Annotated in this window: 25 protein-coding genes; 17 read left to right on the top strand and 8 right to left on the bottom strand. The window is 35.0% G+C overall.

What is annotated here, in order from left to right; translation table 11 throughout:
* Positions 1-6 precede the first annotated feature (6 nt).
* The 5 genes from hisB to hisIE all read left to right on the top strand — a co-directional run bounded on the left by hisB (position 7) and on the right by hisIE (position 4,197).
* The gene (hisB, locus tag ABVM53_RS14580; RefSeq protein WP_405327501.1) at positions 7-1,164 is read left to right on the top strand and encodes a bifunctional histidinol-phosphatase/imidazoleglycerol-phosphate dehydratase HisB; all 1,158 of its coding nucleotides are present in this window, start codon (positions 7-9) and stop codon (positions 1,162-1,164) included.
* Between the two features lie 35 nt (positions 1,165-1,199).
* Positions 1,200-1,781, top strand: coding sequence for an imidazole glycerol phosphate synthase subunit HisH (gene hisH / locus ABVM53_RS14575; protein WP_405327498.1), 582 nt, complete (start codon positions 1,200-1,202; stop codon positions 1,779-1,781).
* Positions 1,782-2,003: 222 nt separating this feature from the next.
* Positions 2,004-2,747, top strand: coding sequence for a 1-(5-phosphoribosyl)-5-[(5-phosphoribosylamino)methylideneamino]imidazole-4-carboxamide isomerase (hisA, locus tag ABVM53_RS14570; RefSeq protein ID WP_405327496.1), 744 nt, complete (start codon positions 2,004-2,006; stop codon positions 2,745-2,747).
* Positions 2,748-2,801: 54 nt separating this feature from the next.
* Entirely contained in the window at positions 2,802-3,557 is a 756-nt protein-coding gene (gene hisF / locus ABVM53_RS14565) for an imidazole glycerol phosphate synthase subunit HisF (RefSeq protein WP_405327493.1), read from the top strand.
* 46 nt (positions 3,558-3,603) lie between these two features.
* On the top strand, positions 3,604-4,197 hold the full coding sequence (gene hisIE / locus ABVM53_RS14560; protein WP_405327490.1) for a bifunctional phosphoribosyl-AMP cyclohydrolase/phosphoribosyl-ATP diphosphatase HisIE: 594 nt from the start codon (positions 3,604-3,606) through the stop codon (positions 4,195-4,197).
* Positions 4,198-4,242: 45 nt separating this feature from the next.
* Here hisIE and ABVM53_RS14555 read toward each other — a convergent pair whose 3' ends face one another.
* Positions 4,243-4,752, bottom strand: a complete 510-nt coding sequence (locus ABVM53_RS14555) for a peroxiredoxin-like family protein (protein WP_405327488.1) — start codon at positions 4,750-4,752, stop codon at positions 4,243-4,245.
* Between the two features lie 439 nt (positions 4,753-5,191).
* Here ABVM53_RS14555 and ABVM53_RS14550 point away from each other — a divergent pair, with 439 nt between their 5' ends.
* The gene (locus ABVM53_RS14550; protein ID WP_405327486.1) at positions 5,192-5,863 is read left to right on the top strand and encodes a C1q-like domain-containing protein; all 672 of its coding nucleotides are present in this window, start codon (positions 5,192-5,194) and stop codon (positions 5,861-5,863) included.
* On the opposite strand, the gene recQ is transcribed toward ABVM53_RS14550, so the two are convergent.
* Complete coding sequence (recQ, locus tag ABVM53_RS14545; protein WP_405330876.1) at positions 5,860-7,977, bottom strand: DNA helicase RecQ; 2,118 nt, start codon at positions 7,975-7,977, stop codon at positions 5,860-5,862. The two genes, ABVM53_RS14550 and recQ, sit on opposite strands and share 4 nt — an antisense overlap.
* 321 nt (positions 7,978-8,298) lie before the next feature.
* Between recQ and ABVM53_RS14540 the strand changes: the two genes are divergently transcribed.
* The gene (locus ABVM53_RS14540) at positions 8,299-9,645 is read left to right on the top strand and encodes a DEAD/DEAH box helicase (protein WP_405327483.1); all 1,347 of its coding nucleotides are present in this window, start codon (positions 8,299-8,301) and stop codon (positions 9,643-9,645) included.
* 73 nt (positions 9,646-9,718) lie between these two features.
* On the opposite strand, the gene ABVM53_RS14535 is transcribed toward ABVM53_RS14540, so the two are convergent.
* Positions 9,719-10,072, bottom strand: coding sequence for a DoxX family protein (locus ABVM53_RS14535; protein WP_405327480.1), 354 nt, complete (start codon positions 10,070-10,072; stop codon positions 9,719-9,721).
* Positions 10,073-10,077: 5 nt separating this feature from the next.
* Positions 10,078-10,425 (bottom strand): DoxX family protein, encoded by a 348-nt coding sequence (locus tag ABVM53_RS14530; RefSeq protein WP_405327478.1) that lies wholly within the window; start codon positions 10,423-10,425, stop codon positions 10,078-10,080.
* Positions 10,426-10,620: 195 nt separating this feature from the next.
* On the opposite strand from ABVM53_RS14530, the gene ABVM53_RS14525 reads away from it, so the two are divergent.
* Complete coding sequence (locus ABVM53_RS14525; protein WP_405327475.1) at positions 10,621-11,880, top strand: NAD(P)/FAD-dependent oxidoreductase; 1,260 nt, start codon at positions 10,621-10,623, stop codon at positions 11,878-11,880.
* A gap of 5 nt (positions 11,881-11,885) precedes the next feature.
* Here ABVM53_RS14525 and ABVM53_RS14520 read toward each other — a convergent pair whose 3' ends face one another.
* Positions 11,886-12,464 carry a pseudouridine synthase gene (locus ABVM53_RS14520; RefSeq protein ID WP_371456564.1) on the bottom strand — a complete coding sequence of 193 codons (579 nt, stop codon included), beginning with the start codon at positions 12,462-12,464 and terminating at the stop codon, positions 11,886-11,888.
* A 135-nt stretch (positions 12,465-12,599) separates the two neighbouring features.
* On the opposite strand from ABVM53_RS14520, the gene ABVM53_RS14515 reads away from it, so the two are divergent.
* The 5 genes from ABVM53_RS14515 to ABVM53_RS14495 all read left to right on the top strand — a co-directional run bounded on the left by ABVM53_RS14515 (position 12,600) and on the right by ABVM53_RS14495 (position 16,880).
* Positions 12,600-13,169 (top strand): PepSY domain-containing protein, encoded by a 570-nt coding sequence (locus ABVM53_RS14515; protein ID WP_405327471.1) that lies wholly within the window; start codon positions 12,600-12,602, stop codon positions 13,167-13,169.
* A 19-nt stretch (positions 13,170-13,188) separates the two neighbouring features.
* On the top strand, positions 13,189-14,229 hold the full coding sequence (locus ABVM53_RS14510) for an MBL fold metallo-hydrolase (RefSeq protein WP_405327468.1): 1,041 nt from the start codon (positions 13,189-13,191) through the stop codon (positions 14,227-14,229).
* A gap of 153 nt (positions 14,230-14,382) precedes the next feature.
* Positions 14,383-14,832 carry a KTSC domain-containing protein gene (locus tag ABVM53_RS14505; protein ID WP_405327466.1) on the top strand — a complete coding sequence of 150 codons (450 nt, stop codon included), beginning with the start codon at positions 14,383-14,385 and terminating at the stop codon, positions 14,830-14,832.
* Positions 14,833-14,852: 20 nt separating this feature from the next.
* A complete protein-coding gene (locus ABVM53_RS14500; RefSeq protein ID WP_405327463.1) occupies positions 14,853-15,704 on the top strand; it encodes a DMT family transporter in 852 nt (283 codons plus the stop codon).
* A gap of 123 nt (positions 15,705-15,827) precedes the next feature.
* Positions 15,828-16,880 (top strand): NAD(P)-dependent alcohol dehydrogenase, encoded by a 1,053-nt coding sequence (locus ABVM53_RS14495; protein ID WP_405327459.1) that lies wholly within the window; start codon positions 15,828-15,830, stop codon positions 16,878-16,880.
* A gap of 72 nt (positions 16,881-16,952) precedes the next feature.
* Here the strand turns inward: ABVM53_RS14495 and treS are convergent, their stop codons facing one another.
* Positions 16,953-20,255 (bottom strand): maltose alpha-D-glucosyltransferase, encoded by a 3,303-nt coding sequence (gene treS / locus ABVM53_RS14490; protein ID WP_405327456.1) that lies wholly within the window; start codon positions 20,253-20,255, stop codon positions 16,953-16,955.
* 507 nt (positions 20,256-20,762) lie between these two features.
* Here treS and ABVM53_RS14485 point away from each other — a divergent pair.
* From ABVM53_RS14485 to lpxD, 4 genes are all read left to right on the top strand, one after another.
* A complete protein-coding gene (locus ABVM53_RS14485) occupies positions 20,763-20,957 on the top strand; it encodes a cold-shock protein (RefSeq protein WP_028375283.1) in 195 nt (64 codons plus the stop codon).
* A 120-nt stretch (positions 20,958-21,077) separates the two neighbouring features.
* Positions 21,078-22,628: an SDR family NAD(P)-dependent oxidoreductase gene (locus tag ABVM53_RS14480; protein WP_371456558.1), complete on the top strand. Its 1,551-nt coding sequence runs from the start codon at positions 21,078-21,080 to the stop codon at positions 22,626-22,628.
* A 2-nt stretch (positions 22,629-22,630) separates the two neighbouring features.
* On the top strand, positions 22,631-22,855 hold the full coding sequence (locus ABVM53_RS14475) for a VF530 family DNA-binding protein (RefSeq protein WP_405327452.1): 225 nt from the start codon (positions 22,631-22,633) through the stop codon (positions 22,853-22,855).
* 219 nt (positions 22,856-23,074) lie between these two features.
* Positions 23,075-24,064, top strand: a complete 990-nt coding sequence (lpxD, locus tag ABVM53_RS14470; protein WP_405327450.1) for a UDP-3-O-(3-hydroxymyristoyl)glucosamine N-acyltransferase — start codon at positions 23,075-23,077, stop codon at positions 24,062-24,064.
* Here lpxD and ABVM53_RS14465 read toward each other — a convergent pair.
* Both ABVM53_RS14465 and ABVM53_RS14460 read right to left on the bottom strand, forming a co-directional pair.
* On the bottom strand, positions 24,061-24,960 hold the full coding sequence (locus ABVM53_RS14465; RefSeq protein ID WP_405327447.1) for a DUF6268 family outer membrane beta-barrel protein: 900 nt from the start codon (positions 24,958-24,960) through the stop codon (positions 24,061-24,063). The genes lpxD and ABVM53_RS14465 overlap by 4 nt on opposite strands.
* A 124-nt stretch (positions 24,961-25,084) precedes the next feature.
* Positions 25,085-25,357, bottom strand: a complete 273-nt coding sequence (locus tag ABVM53_RS14460; RefSeq protein WP_371456554.1) for a YtxH domain-containing protein — start codon at positions 25,355-25,357, stop codon at positions 25,085-25,087.
* Positions 25,358-25,576: the final 219 nt, after the last annotated feature.

The following is a 25,576-nucleotide window of genomic DNA, read 5'->3' as shown; positions in this document are numbered from 1 at the left end:
TGTTTAATGAAATCTAATCAAAATAATATAGGTCAAAAAGTGCTTTTTATCGATCGGGACGGTACCTTGATTAAAGAAACTGTCGACGAGCAAATAGATGCCTTTGAGAAAATGATATTTTATCCTAAAGCATTTACGTATATGAGTAAAATTGCACAGGAACTTGATTATGAATTGGTAATGATTACAAATCAAGATGGTTTGGGTACAGAATCATTTCCAGAAGATACCTTCTGGCCAGTGCATAATTTTATAATGAAATCTTTTGAGAATGAAGGTGTTGTTTTTGATGCTGTTTATCTAGATCGCACATTTCCTCATGAAAATGCAGTTACTCGTAAACCAGGGACCGGTCTACTTACCAGTTACTTCTCTGATAAATATGATCTTAAAAACAGCTATGTAATAGGAGATCGCCTTACCGACATTGAATTGGCTAAAAATTTAGGTGCTAAGGGAATTTTTATAAATGACAATACCGAGTTAGGGACTGGTGAAACTACAGTAGATCGAAGCGAGCTAGAGTCTATAATTGCTTTAGAAAGCAATGACTGGCAAAAAATATATGAATTTTTAAAGTTGGAGGCACGCACAGCATCTATAGTAAGGAAAACTAATGAAACCGACATTAAAATTGAACTTAATCTAGATGGGACCGGTAAAAGTGATATAAAAACTGGTTTAGCTTTTTTTGATCATATGCTCGATCAATTAGCAAGGCATGGTTCTATGGATCTCAATATATATGTCAACGGGGATCTTGAGGTAGATGAACATCACACGATAGAAGATACGGCTATTGCGTTAGGTGAAGTATTTGCAACGGCTTTAGGCAATAAATTAGGAATAGAGCGCTATGGTTTTTGCTTGCCTATGGATGACTGTCTGGCGCAGGTTGCTATAGATTTTGGAGGTCGTAATTGGTTAGTATGGGAAGCAGATTTTAAACGTGAGAAAATAGGAGAAATGCCTACAGAAATGTTTTACCATTTCTTTAAATCATTTACAGACGGTGCTCGTGCAAATCTTAATATCAAAGCTGAAGGTGTAAATGAGCATCACAAAATAGAAGCTATTTTTAAGGCTTTTGCTAAAGCGATAAAGGTAGCAGTGAAGCAAGATTCAGAAAAAATGATACTGCCTAGTACAAAGGGGATGCTATAAAATTTTAGCTATACCGAGATTATAAAAAGAATACAATGAAATTAGTTATTATTAATTACGGAGCAGGTAATATACAGAGTATAAAATTTGCTTTTAAACGGCTGGGCGTTAATGCAGTTTTATCTGATGATGCTGAAGAAATTAAAGCTGCTGATAAAGTAATATTTCCGGGAGTAGGAGAGGCTAGTAGCGCTATGGCAAAATTGCGAGATACCGGTCTAGATAAACTTATTCCGACTTTAACGCAACCGGTTTTAGGTATTTGTCTGGGTATGCAGTTAATGTGTAAGCATTCAACTGAAGGGGATACCACAGGCTTAGGAATATTTGATGTATCTGTAGTGAAATTTTCTAACAGCGTTAAAGTTCCGCAAATAGGATGGAATGAAGTATCAAATTTAGATAGTCCGTTATTTGAGGGAATTCCTGAGAATTCGCATATGTATCTGGTACATAGTTTTTATGCTCCTAAATGTGAGGAGTTGATAGCAGAAACAATGTATGATGTTGAGTATGCTTCGGCTTTACAAAAAGACAATTTTTATGGCGTTCAATTTCACCCAGAAAAATCAGGATTAGTCGGTGAAAAGGTTTTGAAGAATTACCTACAAATGTAAATCGGGAAATACGCTTTACAATTGACAATTGGCAACTCTGTTCCAAAACCAGAAAGTATAATATGTGGTGTTTTGTTTTGATGAATCTTACTTTTGGTTAGAATTTTACAAGAAGCTTCAGAATTATTTATAATTACTGTAGCCTCAATCAATACAATGATGAAAACTAAATAGGAAAACTAATAAAATCGAATTTCGTTTTTTTAATTTTTACTTTATAAAATGAGAATAATTCCGGCAATTGATATTATAGATGGTAAGTGTGTACGACTATCTAAAGGCGATTACAATACCAAAAAAATCTATAATGAAAATCCGTTAGAGGTGGCTAAGCAGTTTGAAGCACACGGTATTCAATATTTGCATCTCGTAGACCTTGACGGGGCAAAAAGCAAACATATTGTAAATCACCACATACTTGAACAAATTGCGACCCATACAAAGTTAAAAATTGATTTTGGAGGCGGTTTAAAAACCGATGATGACTTACGTATTGCATTTGAGAGTGGCGCACAACAGATTACAGGTGGTAGTATAGCTGTAAAAGATCGGGAGACTTTTATTAATTGGCTCTCAAAATTTGGTAGTGATAAGATTATTCTTGGTGCAGATGCGATGGATGAAAAAGTTGCAGTAAGCGGATGGTTAGAAGAGTCTAAAGAGGAATTGATACCATTTATAAAGGGGTATCAAAAAGAAGGAATTTCCTATGTTATTTGCACAGATATAAGCAAAGATGGTATGCTGGAAGGACCTTCATTTGACTTGTATAAGAAAATTCTAAAAGCTTGCGAAAATAATTCTGTAACAGGAGGTAATTTAAAACTTATTGCTTCCGGTGGGATTTCTGAATTTGACGAATTGCCGAAACTTGCCGAAATGGGTTGTGAAGGAACCATCATAGGTAAAGCTATATATGAGGGTAGAATATCTATGAAACAACTGGAATCATTTATTCTCGGTTAATAGTAAATGGTGAAAAATTAAAATTTCGCTTTCGCGGAATACTAAAAAAGAAGAATGCTTACAAAACGTATAATACCTTGTTTAGATATTAAAAACGGAAGAACTGTTAAAGGTGTAAATTTTATTGATTTACGCGACGCAGGGGATCCGGTGGAACTTGCAGCAAAATATGCTGAAACCGGTGCAGACGAATTGGTTTTTCTTGATATTTCGGCAACGGAAGAACGTCGTAAAACTTTAGCAGATTTGGTTTTGCGTGTTGCTGAGAAAATTAATATTCCGTTTACAGTAGGTGGTGGTATATCTTCTGTAGAGGATGTAGATATTCTACTTCAAAATGGGGCAGATAAAGTTTCTATTAACTCTTCCGCAGTTAAAAATCCGCAGTTAATCAATGAGCTTGCTGCCAAATTTGGTTCGCAATGTGTTGTTGTTGCAATTGATGCAAAGCAGATAAATGGTAAGTGGACAGTACATCTGGTAGGTGGTAAAGTACCCACAGATTTAGATCTTTTTGAGTGGGCACAAGAAGTCGAATCTCGCGGTGCCGGGGAAATTTTATTCACCTCAATGGATCATGATGGCACGAAAGCAGGTTTCGCAGATGAGGCACTTGCACGATTGAGTGAATTATTAAATATACCGGTTATTGCATCTGGCGGAGCGGGAACTATGCAGCATTTTACAGATACTTTTACCAGCGGTAAGGCTGATGCAGCATTAGCAGCGAGTGTATTTCATTTTCACGAAATTGATATTCCACTATTAAAATTAGAATTGAAAAGTAAAAATATACCTATTCGATTGTAAGTTCTTGGGAAATACAATGCGATTAATAGGACAAAAATAAAAGAGAATGAAAATTACATATGACGAGAAAGGTCTCGTTCCTGCTATAATTCAAGATGCTAAAACGAAAACCGTTTTAATGTTAGGTTATATGACCGAAGAGGCATATCTCAAAACTAATGAGACAAAAAAAGTTACATTTTACAGTCGTAGTAAACAACGCTTATGGACAAAAGGAGAGGAGAGTGGAAACTTTTTAAACCTTGTATCCATAAAAAATGATTGTGACAGTGATTCCTTACTTATAGCAGTAAATCCTCAAGGACCAACGTGCCATAAAGGGACAGATAATTGCTGGGGAGATACTAATACACAAGATTTTGGTTTTTTTAGCGACTTAGAAACTACAATAGCCGATAGACAAGCTAATCAAGAAAATGAGAAGAGTTATGTGGCAGATTTGTTCCGAAAAGGAATAAATAAAATTGCACAAAAAGTAGGAGAGGAAGCTGTTGAAGTCGTAATTGAAGCTAAGGATGAAAACAATGACCTGTTCTTAAATGAAAGTGCAGATTTGCTTTTTCATTATTTAATACTTCTTAAGGCAAAAGGTTTTGGTCTTCAAGATATTGAGCAAGTTTTAATAAACCGGAAAAAATAAAAAAAAGCCCCATAATCAAATTATGGGGCTTTTTTAAATTTAGATTTATTTTCCGCCACGTGCGGGGTAATCTTCTTTTTCAACAAAATCTATAGCTTTAAGAACAGCATCTAATTCTGGTCTTGCAAATGGCATAGTTTGAATGGAAGAAAAATATAATGTTCCATCGGCTCGTACCAAGAACATACCAGGTTCAGAAAATACTTCTGGTTCTGGATCTTTTACTGAATGTGATATGTATAATCCCCATTCTCTCGCTTTATCTTCAGATAACCCGTATGCAATAGGTAAATCACCTGTTTCCCACTTCTCTGCAGATAGTTTGGCTCTCTTTTCGGTGTCCATACTTACGGCAATTACATTTACGCCTCTAGATTTAAAATCTTCAGTTTTTGAAGCTAAATCCTGTAATTGTTTTTTGCAAACAGGGCAATGCAGACCTCTGTAAAATACAATTAATGTATATTTTTCTGGCTTTTGATTCTCAAGAATCCATTTAGTATCATTGATTAAAGCTAATTGTAATTCCGGGACTTTATTTTTTGGTTTGATCATAATTTATATCTTTTCTTTAAAAGTACTCATAGCATTCTTGCTTGTAAGTCAAAGCTTTATTAAAACTGCGTTAAGTAATCTTAAAAGATTTTAAATAGTCTACTAGCCAAGTGGAATTTTCGAAAATTTCAGTGTATTTGATAAGCCAGTTTTAAAATAGTTCAAAATAGAATATTTGTACAAGTATATTTTAATCTATTTCATATCCGGGATAAATTTTACATAAAAGCTTCAATATCTTGTAATATAAAACTTACAATTGATGGTTATTACTAGTAAAATATATCAATTGATAGAATCTAAAAAAACAGAATTACTGGAAAATGAAAAAAATTAGGTTCGAAAATGCTTCCAAAACTTGAAATATAAACACTTAAACCTGTTTAATTGTATTTCATCGTATTTATTTAGAACTTTATAAGATAGTAATTACGTAGAGATGCATAAATTTTTAATAGTCCTGTATCTATTTTCAAGTGCTGCCTATTCTCAAATAGGCATAGGTACTGTTACTCCACATCCAGATGTGATTTTAGATGTTAATGGCGCCTTACGCGTGCGTAATTATTCAGAAGGTAATGATAGTGCTGCTAAAGATTCCTTAGTAGTTTTTGATGGTAGAGGCGTTCTACAAAGAATTTCTACTAAAAAATTATTATCAAATATTGATAAATCTTTGGTTAAGGCTAAACTTACCACCAATCAAAGTATTTCTGTAGCTTCATATATTACGATAGTATTTAATTCTGAGGATTTTGATTTAAAAAATGAGTTCAATACGGCTACTGGCGTATTCAGCGCAAAGGATCCTGGAATCTACAGAGTTTCTGCACAAATCAAAACAGCCGGATTAAGTGCCGGTGATTTGGGACTTGCTGTATATAAAAGTGATGCAGGAGGTAGTAATTTGATTAAAATTGCTGAAGAGCGATTTGTCAATTTTTCTGTTTTAGGAATTAATGTTTCTCCACCTACACGTTCGGTTTCTACCTTAATTGAACTTTCGGCAGGTGAAGAAATATCTTTTAAATTATACACGCTTGTTGGTATAAGCCTGGCAGGATCTCCATCAGGTTTTGACTCTTTCTGCGCTATAGAACAAGTTCATTAAGCTTTATTGAGTTCTAAGATCGTTAAGCCTAAACGTATTTTGTGGTAGTCCATTTTTTCTTTAAAATGCTCAAAATATGCTTTTAGTGTTTCCGGGTTATCCAAGGTTACTTTTGCTTTTTCGACCTGAGATACTTCTTTTTGAGAAACATATTGAAAAAGATCTATTTGTTCACCATCTAGAGCCAGTTTGGCTATATGCGAATAAATAGTTGTGTCTTTAAGGTCTCTTTTCTTGGCAATTTCTTCGATTGATAAACCGTCTTTAATTAAGGAGTAGGTTACTTGATGTGTTGCGGTTTTGCTGCCTTTTTTCTTTAATTTTTCAGATTGAAATTCCTGAATGGCTTGTATAAAATCATCACCGTACACCTCTAATTTACGCTGTCCTACACCGCTTATTTCTAACAATTCCATCTCGCTCAGAGGTCGTACACGCTCCATTTCTTGAAGTGTTTTATCACTAAAAACTAAATAGGCAGGAATTCCTTCTTCTTTTGCAATATCGGCACGTAGCAAACGTAATTTTTCAAATAAAGCATTGGTTTTTTTAGATTTCTTTTTCTCAACCGTTACCGTCTCTTGTTCCGGTAAATCTACAGGGATCGTTAAGCTTACCTTTTTTCCTTCAAATAAAACCGCTTTGCTTGATGCTGTAAGGTGTAAACTATTACGTAAATGAAAGGCTATTTCACAATACCCTTGATTAATTAATTGTAAAAAGTAATGCTGCCAATCTTTCCAAGATAGATCAGATCCAATCCCGTACGTACTAAGTTGGTCAAGTTCTTTGTCTAATATGGCTGCATTTTTAGCACCTCTTAAAATATCAATTAGAATACCTATAGGCTGACTCTCTTTTGCGCGAGCAATAGTACTAAGAGCTTTCTGTGCGATTATAGTACCGTCAAAAAATTGAGGCGGATTTTTACATACATCGCAATTGCCGCAATCTTCTTCTAAAAACTGACCAAAGTAACTGAGTAGTATTTTTCTTCGGCACGTAGTTGCTTCGGCATATTGTTTCATGCGATCCAACTTGGCATTTTGCACATCTTCGTTAGCCGCACCTTGAGTAAAGCGTTTAAGTTGTAGTACATCTGCATAACTATGGAATAATAATGCATTTGATTTTAAACCATCACGGCCGGCCCTTCCAATTTCTTGATAATATCCCTCCAGATTTTTAGGCATATTATAATGTATTACCCATCTCACATTAGACTTATCAATTCCCATCCCAAAAGCTACAGTCGCACAAACCACCTGAGTTTTGTCATAAATAAAATCTTCTTGTACTCGGGTACGTTCTTCAAAGTCTAGACCTGCATGGTACGAGGTAGATTTGATTCCAATCGCATTTAAGGCATCTGAGACACTTTCTGTAGTTTTTCTACTCAGGCAATAGATGATCCCGCTTGTTCCAGATCGCTTTTTTAAAAATTCTTTAATCTGGTCTAATCTTTTATCTGCAGCACGAACTTCTAATTCAATATTAGGTCGATCAAACGAACTTAAGAATTGTTGTGCATTTGAAATTGCAAGTTGGTCTGCAATATCTTTTCGTGTAGCCTTATCTGCTGTGGCAGTTAAGGCTATTACCGGTGTATTAGGCAGCGACTTTTTTAAGAAGCCTAATTGCTGGTAGGAAGGCCTAAAGTCGTGTCCCCAAGATGAGATACAATGCGCCTCATCTATAGCTATCATACTTATATACGTCTCACTCAATAAGGGAGTAAGGCCAGATAAACTTTCTGGGGCAACATAGAGTAATTTAAGTTTTCCCTCTGCAGCTCTAGCGATTATATCTTGTTGTTCCTGTGTTGTTTGACTACTATTGTAGAAATCTGCCTCAATACCGTTTGCTTTAAGACCATCTACCTGATCTTTCATCAAAGCGATTAATGGGGAAATTACAAGTGTAAATCCCTTAAATAACAATGCCGGTAATTGAAAACAAATAGATTTACCGCCACCGGTAGGCATAATCACGATTGCATCATTACCTTCAAGGACTGTCTTAATTATGGCGCCTTGTTGATTTCTAAAACTATCATAACCAAAATAGGTTTTGAGCGTGGTTAAAAGGGTGGCATTATCTGTTTCAGGATGCATAAAATAATTTTGTGCAAAAAAACGGAATTTTGAAGCCAATTACACCCCTTTTGAGATTTAAATGATAGGGTCGTGAGAGTAGAAATGCTAAGATACTGAAAGTATTGAGAGTAAGGTTTTATACTGAAAACGTACTGATTAAATGCAGTAAAAGACATTGACAGTTGCAGGATTTATCAAGAAAGATCAAATAGTAGTATTTGTAAATTTAGAATTAGAGTAAATGCATCTAACGGTTTTTACTGAATAAAATTAAATGCTGTTAAATTGAATAAAAACCTACACGTTTAAAAACGTACCTTTGCACCAAATTTACTTCACATGCAGTCATTTGACGATTTTAAAATAAACAAACAACTTCGATACGCAATAGAAGATCTGGGCTTTACCCATCCTACGCCTATTCAACAAGAGGCATTTTCTGTGGTACGTTCTGGCCGCGATGTTGTAGGAATTGCGCAAACCGGTACCGGTAAAACTTTTGCTTATACTTTACCTATACTTGAAGGTTTAAAATTTTCAAAACAAGTAAATCCACGTGTTTTAATTATGGTTCCTACTCGGGAGCTGGTTATACAAGTTGTGGATCAAGTTAAAAGTTACGGTAAGTATAGTTCTATACGTGTGCTTGGTATTTATGGTGGTGCAAATATAAATGTTCAAAGACAAGAGGTTGCCCAGGGATGTGATATCCTCGTTGCTACTCCAGGACGTTTATACGACCTCGCTGTAAGTCGTAATCTTGAATTAAAATCTGTCAAGCAACTTATTATTGATGAAGTAGATGTAATGCTTGACTTAGGCTTTAGATATCAACTTGTAAATATTTTTGATTTAATGCCGCCGCGCAGGCAAAATATTATGTTTTCTGCGACAATGACTGATGAAGTTGATGAATTGATGGACACCTTTTTTACGGCTCCAGAACGTATTCAAGTCGCTTTAAGTGGTACGCCTCTAGAATCAATTGAACAATCGTACTACGAGCTACCTAATTTTTATACTAAAGCCAACTTACTTATTAAGCTATTAAAAGATAAAAAGGAGTATACGAAGAACTTAGTATTTGTTTCAAATAAAAAACACGCTGATCGTTTATACACGGTTCTGGAAGAAGTTTATGGTAACGAGGTAGGAGTGATACACGCTAATAAAACTCAGAATTACCGTATTAATGCTATAGGCCAATTTGATGCTGGTAGCTACCGTATTTTAGTAACAACCGATGTTATGGCTCGCGGACTCGATCTCGATCAAGTTACGCATGTTTTTAATATGGATGTTCCTCGTTTTCCTGAAAACTATATGCATCGTATAGGACGTACGGGTAGAGCCGGTACTACAGGTAAAAGTATTCTTATGGGAACTCCTGACGAACTAGAAAAAAGACAGGAGATCGAAGCATTAATGGAAAAGTCCATTAGTCAAAAGGAACTACCAGAAGATCTTGAAGTGTCTACCCGATTATTACCTGAAGAGGAACCAGAATATGTAGAAATTAATAATCCGAATAAGCGTAATGAGTCTAAAGGAGCTAGTTTCCACGAAAAAAGTGAGAAAAATCAAAAAGTGAACTTAGGAGGTAGTTATCGCAGAGAAATAGCTAAAAAATATAAAAAACCTAAAACCCGCGGGGATAAAAACTACAACCGCCGTAACAAAAAATAAATTTAGGTTTTTAAGATTTTGAATTGATAAAAAATAAGCTCTTGGATTTCCAAGGGCTTATTTTTTTTTATAATTAAATTCCGACTTTTATGTCACAGAATCCGAATAAAATAATGGCATTAACAATCATAAATATAAATGCAGGCGATGATTTTATAAAACCATCTTTAATATAAAGTCTGGTTATAAATCCCATAAACATAAGAAGTGATAAACCACCTGCACTAAATATAACTAAGGTAGTATTTAGAAAAAGACCTATAAGTAAGCCCGCGCCACCTATTATCTGCAAATAACCAACGAGTATGCGCCATTTTGAAAGATTAAAACGATCAAATTCGTTTATCATTTGCTGTGTAGTCAGGCAACTCATACCATATAGAATAAAGCTTAATCCGGTAATAAGCGCTAAACCTTGATAGACCATCAGCACTAGTTAATAAGTTTAAGATCTACCGCTGCAACAAATAAACTTAAAACTAATAACAGCAAGGATGGAATATATTTATGAAAAGGATTTTTAACTTTTATATGCGCAAGTTGAGCACAAATCATTAAAAAAGCCATTATAAGTGCAGGAACTGCAACTAGCTTATCATACCATATACCTGCAACTAGTAATGTAGAAAGCGCAATTTTAGTAGCACCTACACAGTTTCGGGTTAGATCTGATAAACCATACTCTTTAAATTCATTTACAATATTTTCCCATCTAAAAACCCAGACAATTACAATAGATAAGGCAATTATAAGTTGTGCAATTGTAGCTATTAATTCCATATACATTTTTTGATGAAATTATAGATATGTTGGCTACAAATCGGTTTATGTGAATTAATCTTTAGTTAAAAGACTTTCAATAAATATGAACACGTTATTTTGATAGCAATATTGATAATGAAATCGGAATATGATTGTTAAATTGGCCTCTTATAAAAGACGGTATTTTATAAAGTATACCAGTTGAGAATATTTATGAAACGCAAAGACGAGGTTAATTTATATATAGTAGGTGCTGGAGTTAGTGGTTTAATTGCTGCACAAATTTTAGAAAGTAAAGGATATAGTCCTACGATTATCGAAGCCACAGATCGGGTAGGAGGAAGAATTAAAACAGATCTAGTTGAAGGTTATCAACTAGATCACGGTTTTCAAGTAATGCTTGAGGCGTATCCCAAATCGCAAGAATATTTAGATTATGAATCTCTGGAATTGCAACCTCTTTTACCGGGAGCGATACTGCTTAAAGACGGAAGCACTCAAACGCTGGGCGATCCATTGCGTACATTAAGTCTGGCTATACCTACCGTACTAGCTTCTGCAGGAAGTATTAGAGATAAAATTAAAATTCTAAAACTTAACAATGCGCTATCAGATAAAAGTCTTGAAGCTATTTTTAATTCTGAAGAGCTTACAACCTTAAAGTATTTGAAGAACTATGGTTTTTCAGATCGTATTATAAATTCTTTTTTTAAACCTTTCTTTAGCGGTATTTTCTTAGAGGGAGAGCTACAGACATCAAGCAGAATGTTTGAGTTCATTTATAAGATGTTTGGTGAAGGATTAGCTGTTATTCCCAAAGCGGGAATAGGCGCAATTGCAGATCAATTAAAAGGTAAATTAAAGAAAACAAAATTTTTATTTAATACAAGAGTTCAGCAAATTACAAGTGAGAAAATTATTCTTGAAGATAATACGGAATTAATTTCTGACAGTACACTAATTGCAACTGAAGCGAGTACTTTAGTAAGTAACCTAAAAAATCAAGGCGTAGACTGGAAATCAGTTGATAATCTTTACTTTGAGGTAGATTCATTGCGCATTGATAAGGCTATAATAGGTTTGTTTCATAAAAAATCAAGTTTGATAAATAATATATTTTATCCCAGCATTTTGGAAACAGAATCTTGTGGTAAAAATCATATATTATCGGTATCAATTGTTCGAGAACATAATTTTTCAGAAATTGAACTTATCGAAGCCATAAAACTAGAACTTAAGGAACAAGCTAATATTTTGAATTGTAGGTTTCTCAAACGATATCATATTGCTAAGGCACTACCTAAACTTGAAAATGTACGCTACAGTATTCCTCCCACCGAAACTCAACTTATGACAGGCATATTTCTTGCAGGTGATCAGCAACTCAACGGTTCGCTTAACGCAGCAATTTTAAGTGGTGAACAGGCAGCTCTAGGATTATTACAAGTACTTGAAGGTGGTTTGATTAAATAACCAATTTAAATAGCACCATCCCAAGCTAAAACATCACCGGGTTGCATAGTACTTAAATTTAAATTCCCCACCCGTACACGAACTAATCGTAAAGTAGGACAGTTTATTGCAGAGGTCATTTTACGCACTTGTCTAAACTTTCCTTCTTTAATAATTATACTTAGCCACGTAGTAGGACCGTGGCGCGCGTCGCGTATTTTTTTACCACGTTCTGGAAAATTAGGCAGGTGCTCTATACGCTTTACTGTACAGGGTTTTGTTATATACTTTTTACCGTCAAATCCTATTTCAATACCAGCTCGCAATTGATCGAGTTCAGATTCATTAGGATCGCCATCAACCAGAGCATAATATTCTTTCTCAATACCACTTCGATTTATGAGATCACTCAATTTACCATCTGTAGTCATAAGTAATAGACCTTCAGACTTTTCATCTAGCCTACCGATGGGCATACTACCAGAAGGCCAATCATACAATTCTGCCAGAAATTTTTTCTTACGCGCTTGATGTAAATCATTAGATCCTAACTGACTAATCACTCCATAGGGTTTAAAAAGAAGGTAATGCTTAGGTTGACTCAATGCTTAAATATTTGGTACAGCAAAAATAAGATAAATGGGCACATCTGGTAGCTGCTTCAGGTTTAACAAGATCTCACGCTGTCGTTTGAGGTAATGATTTATTTTTGATTTTTATATTCAATTGCCAAATCCTATATGTCTTTAAAAAAGAAGCGGAAAAATCAAGCAAAAATCTTAAGAAATTTTAGAGCGCTTCACCGCTCCATGGGTGCATTATTATTTGTGTTCTTCTTTATGATTTCAATCTCAGGTCTACTTTTAGGTATTAAAAAAAATAGCGGTTCTTTAATGCTTCCGAAGACACAAACGGGAACAACTTCAGAGTTAAAAAACTGGCTTCCCTTGTCTGATTTAAAAGAAAAAGCCATACGTGTTTTAGAAGATTCTGTTTCGTCAGAATTGTCTACAGAATTAGATAGAATAGATGTCCGCGATGAAAAAGGCATCGTCAAATTCATTTTTGCAAAACATTATTATGGAATTCAATTAGATGGGGCAACGGGAGCAGTTTTGAGTATAGGTAAGCGAAGATCTGATGTAGTAGAAAACATACACGACGGCTCAATTATAGACAATTATTTGGGAACTAATGGGTATGTGAAACTTATTTATACCATTGTAATGAGTGTCGCATTACTTGTATTTACCATAACCGGTTTCTGGTTGTGGTATGGCCCAAAATATATGCGTAAAACCAATAGATAATAATTTTTAAGTGTAAAATATGTTTAAACAATTTGGCGGTAAAATCACTCCAGAATTAGTCAGACGCTATCAGAAATCACCAAATTGGAGAGATGGTAAATTTCATAATCTGGAAGAAACATCTATGGATGTGCGTCTTTCAGAAATGCCCGGATTGTTATATAAATTATTCTTCGGAAAAGGATCGGGTTTTACTCCAGATGAAAATTTAGCCATTGAAGAATTTAATACGGAAGCATTTTTAGCTCCGTCTAATTCTATAAAATATATTTGGTATGGACACGGTGTATATCTCTTACGAATAAATAACAAAACGCTTCTCATCGACCCTATGTTGGGGCCCGATTCTGCTCCTATATCTCCAGCAACAACTCTGCGTTTTTCAAAGAATACATTAGCCTTAATTGATGATTTTCCTCCTATAGATTTAATGCTTTTAACTCACGATCATTATGACCACCTTGATTACGCGAGTATGAAAAAATTAATTCCTAAAATAAAGAACTTTTATGTGGCTTTGGGATGCGGAAGGCATTTAGAATCTTGGGGAGTAAATGCTAGAAGTATTCAAGAGTTTGACTGGTGGGATTCTGCAATTTTTGAAGGTATTAAAGTAACGTTTACTCCAAGTCGTCATTTCTCAGGTCGTGGTTTGTTAGACCGTGCAAAATCGCTTTGGGGTGGCTGGGTATTTGATACCTCTTCCGAAAAATTATATCATTCTGGTGATGGTGGTTATGGCAAACATTTTAAAGAGATAGGTGAAAAGCTGGGGCCGTTTGATCTTGGTTTTATGGAGTGTGGTCAATATGGTGAAAAATGGCATCAAATACATATGTTTCCAGAGGAAAGTATCCAGGCTGCGCTAGATGCAAAGGTAAATTTAGCAACTCCTTATCATTGGGCTGGGTTTAAACTTGCATTGCATAGCTGGACAGAACCGGCAACAGATTTTGTGCATCAAGCTAAATTAAAATCTGTAAAATACACACTTCCAAAATTGGGTGAATTGATGTCACTTAACGATGTAAAAACAAAGGAGTGGTGGACAAACCAATAGAGGGGATTAAAAGAATCTCAGTAAATCAAGCAATAAGTTCTGTGATTAATAAGCTGTTTATTATTAAAAGATTAAGTCTTTAGCAATAATTGTAGTTTGTATGATTTACAACCATTAAATAGCTTAGCTTTGCGCCTTCAAAAAAAAGACGCTATGAAACGTATCACTGCTTACCGTAAGTTATTTAACACAGACAAAACTTCTGATCTTAAGCAACTTAAAACTGCATACAGAAATCTTGTTAAAGAATGGCATCCAGATAAATTTCAGGATGGAGATGCTTTAAAAGAAGAAGCAGAACTTAAAAGCAGGGAGATTATTGATGGTTACCACTTTCTTGTGAGTATCGCTCCAGAAACTGTAGCAGCTAACTTAGAAATATATACAGCTACAATTAATACTGAAGGTATTGCAGACTATCAACATAAAGGGCTTTTATTAGAAATTACATTTACAGATGGTAGCACGTTTGAATACTTTGGTGTTCCGCGTAATGTATTTTTAAAATTCCATAATGCAGGTAATCAAGTTCGTTTTGCAAAGCGAAATATTTACACTAGCTACACCTATCGCAAATCTAAGCGTGAATTACAGGAAGCATAATTTAAAAATATCACTTATAGGTGACTAAGAAAGCTATATATGCTGTAATACTAGCAGCCTGCATTGCAGGGTTCAATGGTGTTCTCATAAAAGCTATGCCTAGTCTTACAACGGGTACCATCGGCTGGTTTAGAGTAGGTGTACCCGTTCTCTTTTTATTACCATCCCTACTTTATAATAGAGAGATTAGGATTAAAGGGGATAGGAAGATGCTCTTACTAGCAACCGTAATAAATGCAATTAGATTGTATTTTTATCTAGTTGCTTTTATGTATACTTCTATAGGTAATGCTGTAGTTTTATTCTACGTGTATCCTTTATTTGTAACACTCATAGAAACTCTAGTTTATAAATCTCCCATTAGTAAAATTCAAGTTTATCTAATGATATTGGCATTTATAGGTATTGGTATTACCTACTTAAACAAACCATTTTCTTTTGAATCAAATGATTTTATAGGTATGATGGCGTCATTATTATCTGCTGTAGGTTACGCTTCTTTTGTTTGTATTTTTAAGAGACAAACTACTAATTATAATAAAAAGCAATTACTATTTTTTCAGAATATTGGGGGAGCGGTATTATTTGCACCCTTTCTTTTTACGATGGAAAATGTAGCCCTATCAGAGCTTGGTATTGCAGTATTCTATGCTGCTCTAATTGGTCTAGGGGTTTTTAGCTTATTCTTCTTCGGCTTAAAGTATTTAAATCCTACGACTGCTACTTCTTTAATGTATCTAGAAGTAATAAGTGCTGTTTTGCTAAGTTATTTTGTTTTAGGAGAGCAGCTTACCTGGAATACGTATTTGGGAGGTAGTTTTATACTGGTGAGTAGCTTTCTTATCTCTCGTCTCAACCGAAAGCTTTCTTAGCAACCCTATTTACGTGTTAATCTTAACCTAGGTTAGGTACTTCCGTTAAAGTTGCTTTAAATAGGTTCTTCCCTTTTTTTATTAGTACAGAATTGACGTTATTTTACTAAATAAAATTAAACTATGAGCCAAGTAAAAGCATACGGAGCAGCAGATGCTCAAGCAGAATTAAAACAATTAACTATTGAGCGCAGAGAAGTAAAACCGCGTGACGTAAAAATTAAAATTACATATTGCGGTGTATGTCATAGTGATATTCATACGGTGCGTAACGATTGGGGTGGATCTCAGTATCCTGTAGTTCCTGGTCACGAGATTATAGGTAAAGTTCTTGAAGTAGGAAATGAAGTAACAAACTTTAAAGTAGGAGATACGGTAGGTGTAGGTTGTATGGTAGATTCTTGTCGGGAATGTGAACCATGCAAAAGTGACCTAGAGCAGTTTTGCGATAAGGGTATGGTAGGAACTTACAACGGAAAAGACAAGCACCTGGGTGGTCACACTTTTGGTGGGTATTCTGAAGAAATTATTGTAGACAACTATTATGTTCTAAATGTTCCTGAAAATCTAGATGAAAAAGCGGTAGCTCCCTTGCTATGTGCAGGTATTACAACATTTTCACCTCTTAATCACTGGAAGATAAAAAAAGGAGATAAAGTAGGTGTAATAGGTTTAGGAGGCCTAGGTCATATGGGTATTAAGTTTGCTCACGCTATGGGAGCTCACGTAGTTATGATTACAACTAGTCCCGAAAAAGGAAAAGATGCAAAACGTCTTGGAGCAGATGAAGTTCTGGTTTCTAAGGATGCTGAAGCAATGAAAAAACATAACGGTAGTTTTGATTTCTTATTAAATACTGTTCCAGTAGGACATGATACCAATCCATATTTGAATTTATTGAAAATTGATGCGACTATGTGCATGGTAGGAGCGGTAGAACCCTTAGAACCTATGCACGGTGGTAATCTTATTATGGGGCGCAAGCGAATTGCCGGTTCATTAATTGGCGGAATTAAAGAGACTCAAGAAATGTTAGATTTCTGTGGAGAAAATAATATCGTTAGTGATATTGAAATGATCGATATGAATACTATCAATGACGCTTATGAACGCGTAATTAATGGTGATGTTAAATATCGTTTTGTTATAGACATGGAATCTCTACGAAAAGAATAATTCTCATATAATATTTAAAAAAAAGAGTCCAACTTATTGTTGGACTCTTTTTTTTTAAATCAATCTTTGAAATTAACTATCCAGAATTGTCTTAATACCACGAAGTGCTACCAGCGATCTGTTGGATTTCATTTTAAGTTCGTTGATAAGTTCTAGTAAGGCTTTCTCAAGCAGAAAAGTCTCTAAAACAACTCTGTAATCATCTTTATTTTGAGGGATTAGCGAGGTATTTTTTATAGTATCTATATACCCATTAAGATAAAATCGGGTTGCATAATAATACCAGGCATCTGCCCATTTTTCCTGATCTTCATCATCAAATTCTTCTCTAAAATTTTTCTTTAATAAAGGTTCATAAGCTGCATAATGAAAAGAACGAATCATCGAGGCAATATCACGTAAGCCCGACCTTAAAATACGGCGCTCACTAAATGCTTTAGATGGATCACCTTCAAAATTTATAAATATAAAATCCTTACCAGTCCACAGTAAATTTTTCAATTGAAAATCTCCGTGTGTACGTATTTTTAAAGTATCTATTTTGTGTTTAAATACGCGCTTAAAACAATGCAAAATTTCGTCTTTCCGCTTTAAAATTTGACTCGCCTCTTCACCGATGTGATCGGGTAGTGATGGTAATTCTTTTTTAAGGGTCGTAAAAGCTTCGCGTGTTAAACTCTGCAAGGAGGAATATAATGAGCGCTGATAATGTAACGAAAAAGGTTCTTGCTCTAACCCAGAAAATCCTTTGAGATTAGATAGAGCAATATGCATTTCTGCACTGCGCTTTCCTAATAGACTCAAACGCTCCGGAATAATATTTTCAATTAGTTCTTGCTCACGATTAGTTAAATTCTCAAACAATAGCGGTACCGTACGTAGAGCAGCGTGTAATTGAAATTGATGTGGGTGTTCTTGTGTTTCAACACGCTCAATGTAACGCTCTGCCTCATCAGTGGTATTTTCCCAACCAGTGCCGGCATTAATTACCACATCTTGCATCATTCCTAATACAACATTATTTTTATTCTGAGTTGCATACATAATGCTTCCCATGTAATCTGGTGTATTTTTAAACTCTACCGTTTCGGTAAGATATTGTGAAATTTCTGCATCTGGGTTTATCGTACTATCTAACCTGCGGTATAATTTTAGAAAATAACGATGCTCATAAATTATTGAGGTATTACTTTGTTTAGTCTCTAACAAGCGTGAATTAACGTGTTTTAATTCAGCATCAGGAGAAACTGTTCCTTTTTTAAAGTTTAGGCTTTCTTTACTAAGACGTAACGATTTGTTTTCTTGAAGTGCATTAAATAAGAAGGTTCTAAAAGGTTCTACATAAACGGCATCTACCAGCAGGCCTTCCTGTTTTTCTAACTTCAGCTTTGCTATAATTCCTGTATTCGGAATATTTTCAACCAGGTGTTCCTTTGAATTCTCTACGAAACAAACTGGTAATTGATAAATTTCTGGAAGCCCCTCATTAAATACAACCTCGATAATAAGATTTTTTATCGGCAATTCTGGTAAGGAAAGATCTAGTTTATTGGTTATAGACATTCTCTGAACAATGCGATCTTGGGCTCCAAACCAGTATTTATCATTAAAATAAAGTGGCAGTACTTTTTCCTCGAGATATTTGCTGTTCTTCGTATTGAATAAATTTTCCCAGCTTTTAGTAGTTAGTTCTTTAACCGGGTTCTCTTGCTCAAAAATGTCTGGAGCTGTAAGTGAAAACCAATAATAACCGTGCGGAGCTAACGTAAATAAATAGGGCTGATTTGTGATTTTAGGAAATTTATTTCGGCTGAAGACTTCAACTGGGGTATAGTCTTTGTAATCGTCTAATTCAAGTTCAACAGCTTGTGAAAAACGAGAGAGGTTTGCTAATACAAGTATAGTTTCCCCTTGATACGATCTGGTAAACGTTAGAATTTTAGCGTTTGAAGGAGAAAGGAAATGTATATCCCCACGGCCAAATGCTTTATAATTTTTACGCATATTTAATATACGCTTCATCCACCATAGAAGCGATGAAGGATTCATTTGCTGGGCTTCGACATTTACAGATTCTGCACGATACTGCGGATCAATTATAGTAGGCAAGTATAACCTCTGTGGATTAGCCATAGAAAAACCCGCATTACGATCTGCTGTCCATTGCATCGGTGTACGCACTCCATCGCGATCCCCTAGATAAAAGTTATCTCCCATACCTATCTCATCTCCATAATAAAGAACCGGTGTTCCAGGTAATGAGAAAAGAAGAACATTCATAAGTTCGATCTTGCTTCTGTTATTATCCAGTAACGGCGCCAGACGTCTGCGAATTCCAACATTTATCTTAGCTTTTGGATCTTGAGAATATACTTTATACATATAATCCCGCTCCTCATCAGTAACCATTTCTAAGGTTAATTCATCGTGATTCCGTAAAAAAATTGCCCACTGGCAGGCTTCGGGAATATCTGGAGTTTGATCTATAATATCTATAATAGGATATCGGTCTTCCATCTTTACAGCCATAAACATGCGAGGCATAATAGGAAAATGATAATTCATATGACACTCATCGCCATCTCCAAAATAGGCTGCAGAATCTTCTGGCCACATATTTGCTTCGGCGAGTAGGAGTTTATTATCATATTTGGCATCTATACGTGCTCTAAGTTTTTTAAGGAATACGTGAGTTTCAGGTAGGTTTTCACAATTTGTACCGTCACGTTCAAATAAATAGGGTACGGCATCAAGTCTAAAACCATCTACACCAAGCTCACACCAGAAATCCATAATATTAAAGACCTCTTCCTGTACTTCGGGATTATCAAAATTAAGATCTGGTTGATGTGAAAAAAATCGATGCCAGTAATAGGCATTAGCCTCTGCATCCCAGGTCCAGTTTGAAGGTTCTGTATCTGTAAAAATGATACGAGCATCTTCATATTTCTCAACTGTATCACTCCACACATAATAATCTCTGTATTTAGAATCTATTTCAGCTTTTCTTGAACGTTGAAACCACTCATGCTGATCTGAAGTGTGATTTATAACAAGCTCAGTAATTACTTGTAAACCCCGGTTATGTGCCTCTTCAATAAATCTCTTAAAGTCTTCAATTTCTCCATAGGACTTATTAATAGTATAATAATCTGCAATATCATAACCATCATCGCGTAATGGAGAAGGATAAAAGGGGAGGAGCCAGATTGCCGTAACTCCCAAGTCTTCTAGATAATCTAGCTTTTGTAATAAGCCTTCAAAATCTCCAATGCCATCACCATTACTGTCAAAAAAAGCTTTGATATGTAATTCATAAATGATGGCATCTTTATACCAGTTTTTTTGATCGTCTTCTGTGAGTATGTTGGCCATATGCTTTTCTAGATTGAAGATTAATATGTGTGAGCTATAAAAGTAAAGAAGCCATTAAAAACAACCCGTTAAATAATATTTAAAGGTCAAATAAATTAAGAGCTCTCACTTAAGTTAGTGTAGTATTAAATTTCTTTTGAGTATTAAAAAACAGATAAATAGAAATTAATGCATTGTATACATAAATTAGTCTATATTTGTATCGTTAAATTATTTAAATGACAACGTAACAACTGCAAATAAATCTTTTAATAGCAATAGTGCAGTACACATTTTATAAGTAAAAAGCTCTCGAGGCAAGTTTCAATTTAAATACGGGTGAAGTCTTCTTCACTTATGAGATTCAAATACTACTTCTTCTATAGTTCTAAAACATCAGAACCTTTTAAAATCCCTGTAATTTAAAAATTAAAACCAGAAAGCATATATAGGTTTTAGTTGTAATTTTAAAGTATGAATGCAATACAACGATTTGTAAATAAATTAATTAATAATAGAGTAAACGTAATGAAAGAAGGAACAGTAAAATTTTTTAATAACGCTAAAGGTTTTGGATTTATTAAACCTGAAGGATCTGACGAGGATGTTTTTGTACACGCAAGTGGTCTTATTGACGAAGTACGCGAAAACGACCGTGTAGAATTTGAAACCGAAAGAGGTAAAAAAGGAATCAACGCGATTAATGTACGTGTGATTGACTAATCATATAGACAGTTAAAAAGCTAAAAAGCCTTCTTTATGAGGGCTTTTTTTATGTCTTAAAATTTAAGTTTGCCCATTAATTTCAATTAATTTTGAAGATTATTAGTACCTATTACAAGAATGTTAGAACAAGAATCAGAATTTACCAATTCGTTTAGCGAAGAGGATATTGCTAATTGCATTGCGGTATTAGAACACCTTAATACCAATACTAACCTTATTTTTGAGTTACCCAAAGAGCAACGCATAGCGCTGTTAAAATCTTCAGGAAAATTATCCCGACCTAATAGAGATGAATTTTCACGAAGAAAAAAAGATGCTAAGAAAGCTCAAAAACGAAAACAAGCAGCTAGAGACAAAGCTGCACGTAAAGAAACCGGAATTCGCAGTGCCCGGGAGGCATCAATATTTACTGCACCTAAACTTCTTGCAGCAGCAGATCTAAGTGCAATTGAAACTCAAGAATTACAGACGCCACGTAACTGTTATGTTTGTAAAACTGAATTTACAAAGCTTCATCACTTTTACGACACCATGTGTACCGAATGTGGTGATTTTAATTACGCAAAACGTTTTCAAAATGCAGATTTAACTGGGCAGGTTGCTATAATCACCGGTTCGCGTTTAAAAATAGGTTATCATATAACTTTAATGTTATTGCGGGCGGGAGCAACGGTGGTGGCTACAACACGTTTTCCGGTAGATTCTGCAATACGATTTTCTAAGGAAGATGATTACCATAAATGGGCAGATCGTCTTAAAATTCACGGTCTTGATCTCAGACATATTCCTAGTGTTGAAATATTCTGTAATTATATCGAACAACGCTATGAGCGTCTGGATATATTGATAAATAACGCAGCCCAAACGGTGCGAAGACCTTCCGGATTTTACCAGCATTTAATGGCGAATGAGGAAAAACCACTTAGCGAATTACCAAAATACGTGAGTCAGACACTTCAGGATCATATTGAATGTTTAGACGAACTTAAATCATTAGGCACTACGGCTAGTGCAAATCGCAATATGCCGGTTACCTGGCACGGCCCCGAACCTGGAATTGGAATACGTGCTTCAGCAAAATTATCGCAAATTCCATATAGTTTTGACAATTCATTGCAGGCTTCAGAAGTGTTTCCGGAAGGTAAACTGGATGCCGACTTGCAACAAGTAGATTTGCGTAAAACCAATAGCTGGCGACTTAAATTAGGTGAAATTGAAACTACTGAGATGATCGAGGTTCAGCTCGTAAATTCTGTAGCACCATTTGTATTATGTAACCGTCTTTCAGAAATAATGAAGAAAGATCATACGGGTAAAAAACATATCATAAATGTTTCAGCTATGGAAGGTAAATTCCATAGATTCTTTAAAGAAGACAGGCATCCACATACTAATATGGCTAAAGCTGCGCTAAATATGTTAACACATACTGCGGCGGGAAGTCTTGCAAAAGAAGGTATTTATATAAATGCTGTAGATACGGGTTGGGTGACCGATGAAGATCCTGCCGAACTAGCAAAACGTAAAATTGAAGAGCACGATTTTCAACCTCCCTTAGATATAGTAGATGGGGCGGCACGCGTTATAGATCCTTTATTTGATGGAATTAATACAGGCAAACACTGGAGCGGTAAATTTTTAAAAGATTATTTCCCTATAGACTGGTAATTATGGAACAACCAAACAATCCTTTACACGGTATTACTTTAAAAGTTATTCTTGAGCGCCTGGTTGCACATTATGGCTGGGAGGAACTATCGAATCGTATAAAAATCAACAGCTTTAAATCAAATCCGTCGATCAACTCAAGTTTAAAGTTTTTGAGAAAAACGGACTGGGCGAGAGAAAAGGTAGAAAATCTATATTTACGCACAAAGAATATTAGTGACAATTAATTGGTTATCTATTTATTCATCAACTAGTTATTCTAGTGTAGTTTTAATAAAAAAAATGGCTTGACGACTTCGTCAAGCCATTTTTTATGTTTTTATTTTCAGATTCATTTTTTGGATTACAAAGAGATGAAATATTATAAGTATCTTCGGAAGCTTTTAATAGGAGAATTCCTCTTAATGGTGTGAAATTTGATTACAAATTTGTCTAAAACTATTACGATGAACTTTTCTATAGAACAGATTACAACCTTACTTGATGCAAAACAAATAGGGGAAACCAATGTACAATTTACTGGTCTCAACCATTTAGAAAAAGCTACAGATAAACAGGTAAGCTTTATAGGCACTTCAAAACATGCTAAATTATATAGCTCCTCAAATGCTGGAGCGATTGTAATAAGTGAAAATCTACAACATCTAGTTTCGGGAGATAAACCACTGCTCGTGGTATCTAATGCAGATTTAGCGATGGCAAAACTCCTTGCACTTTTTGAACCTGAAGCACCTTATATTGAGGCTGATATTCATCCACTTGCTACCGTGCATCATTCTGCTCAAATAGGAAAGGATGTTTCAATAGGAGCGGGATGCTACATTGGAGCAAATGTTATTATTGAAGACGAAGTAGTTATTTATCCTAATGTTACTATCCTCGACGATTCAAAAATAGGTCTTAAAACAGTTATATGGCCGGGAACCGTTATTAGAGAGCGCTCACAAATAGGTGCGTATTGCATTTTTCACAATAATGTAAGTATTGGTGCAGATGGTTTTGGCTATCGCCCTAGCGAAGATGGTCGCGGTCTAATTAAAATTATTCATATTGGAAATGTTGTAATAGGTAATGCTGTTGAAATTGGAGCAAATTCCTGTGTTGACCGAGCCAAATTTGATTCTACTATCATTGGTGACGGATGCAAAATCGATAACCTTGTACAAATAGGTCACAACTGTATCTTAGGAAGATGTTGTATAATGGCAGGTCATAGTGGGTTAGCCGGTTCGGTAACTTTAGGTGATGGTGTTATCATAGGCGGTAGCGCTTCTATTAAAGATCATACTACAATACACGCAGGCGCCGTCATAGCTGCAGGTTCTGGGGTTATGGGTGATGTTGCTGCTGGTAAAATAATGCTTGGTTACCCTGCAAGCGAATCCAGAGACAAACTAAGAGAATGGGCTGCAGTACGTAAACTCGGGAAAAATTAAAGCTGAAACCTGTACAGCAATTCTAATTTAAATAATGCACCTTTTGCTAAAGGTGTATTTAATTGCGTACGATCATCACCTAGATAAAATAGACTCAAACCCAGATTAACCTTATCATTTTCTTCAAAAACTTTATAGGTGCGTGTAATTGAATAACCCGCTTTAGCTTTTAAGAACAATCCTTTGTAAAGCGGGTAACGTACGTAGGCAAAAAATTCAGTTGTATTTTTTGCGAAGTATTCTTTATTGGTTCCAAAATATGGATCAGCAAGTGCATAACTTGATGTGAGTCCGTTTACATCCCCGCCTATATTAATTTTATCGGTGATCATGTAATTTAGATCTCCATTTATAGTAGTGATATACGCTTCAAATCGCTCATTTGTACTGGTATAGTAAAACCCTGCATAAGGAACTAAAAACAATCCAAATTTTTCAGAATTAGCATACATTCCAAATTTCCAGCTAAAATTCTCATTCTTTTTTAGAGTTGCTAATGCCAATCCTCCTAATTGAAAAGCATCTGTGGTAATAAAATCAAAATCTGATGCGATTTTTGGAATAATCAAATATGTTATTGCCAGGCGATCTGAATACTTGTGATTAACACCCAAAGCTATACTTAATGAAGCCAAAGTCGTTTTGTCATTGAATGTAGGATCGAGTCTCAAATTATTTGACTCCAGTATTAAACTGGAAATCAACGTGTTTTTATCATCAAGAACTTTAGGAAATGTTATTTGAAATTCTAATTCATTGACGCTGGTTTGCTGTTTTGAGTTTTCAAAATCTGCGTTTGATGTGGTAGAGTAGGAGAGATTTGCAAGATCAATATAATTTTGAGCGTGTGTGATGGAAGACACTAGGAGCGCCAGCAGGAATATTTTAGAATTCATCAAACGAATATAACTTATTTTAGAGTAGGTTTTTGATGCTTTTTTAAAAGCCCTCATTAAACCAGAAGGCATAAAAAAAGCGCAATCAATTAAGATTACGCTTAGCAATTAAATCTTTTAAAAACTATCCTGAAATTTTTTCAGATTCATTTTTAACGTTATTCTTTAATTTGGCATAGTTGTCAGCTACTGTATCTTCAACCTCGGTATAGGTGTCTTTAAGTCTTGCTTCAGCATCGTGATACGATTCTTTAAGTTTTGCACCAGCCTCGTTCAATTTGCTTTTGATCTTCTCTTTCTCTTCAGGAGTAGAGTTTTTGTATTTATACCATGCGAATAGACCACCGGCTAATCCTAAAAGCGCTACTAATCCAGTTTTCTTGTTAGATGATTTCATATTGTAAAAATTTTAGTTGTTCAAATTTATAAGTACAAAGTACATTCCATTATTCTGATTGTCAGTAGACTTTAATATAAGTTTAATACAATAGCTAAAACTGTCTTATTTCTATTCAATGTTATTTTAGAATTTAGTATAACTTAAGTTGTATTTCAGAAGTAGTAATTTTCAAGAAGAGAGAAGGTTGAAAATGAGATAATTTATTATTTACACTAT

It is taken from the genome of Leeuwenhoekiella sp. LLG6367-2.1 (genome assembly GCF_045055775.1).
GTDB lineage: Bacteria > Bacteroidota > Bacteroidia > Flavobacteriales > Flavobacteriaceae > Leeuwenhoekiella > Leeuwenhoekiella aequorea.
Note: the sequence above shows the minus strand (reverse complement) of the source record. Positions and strands in the feature narration are given on the sequence as shown.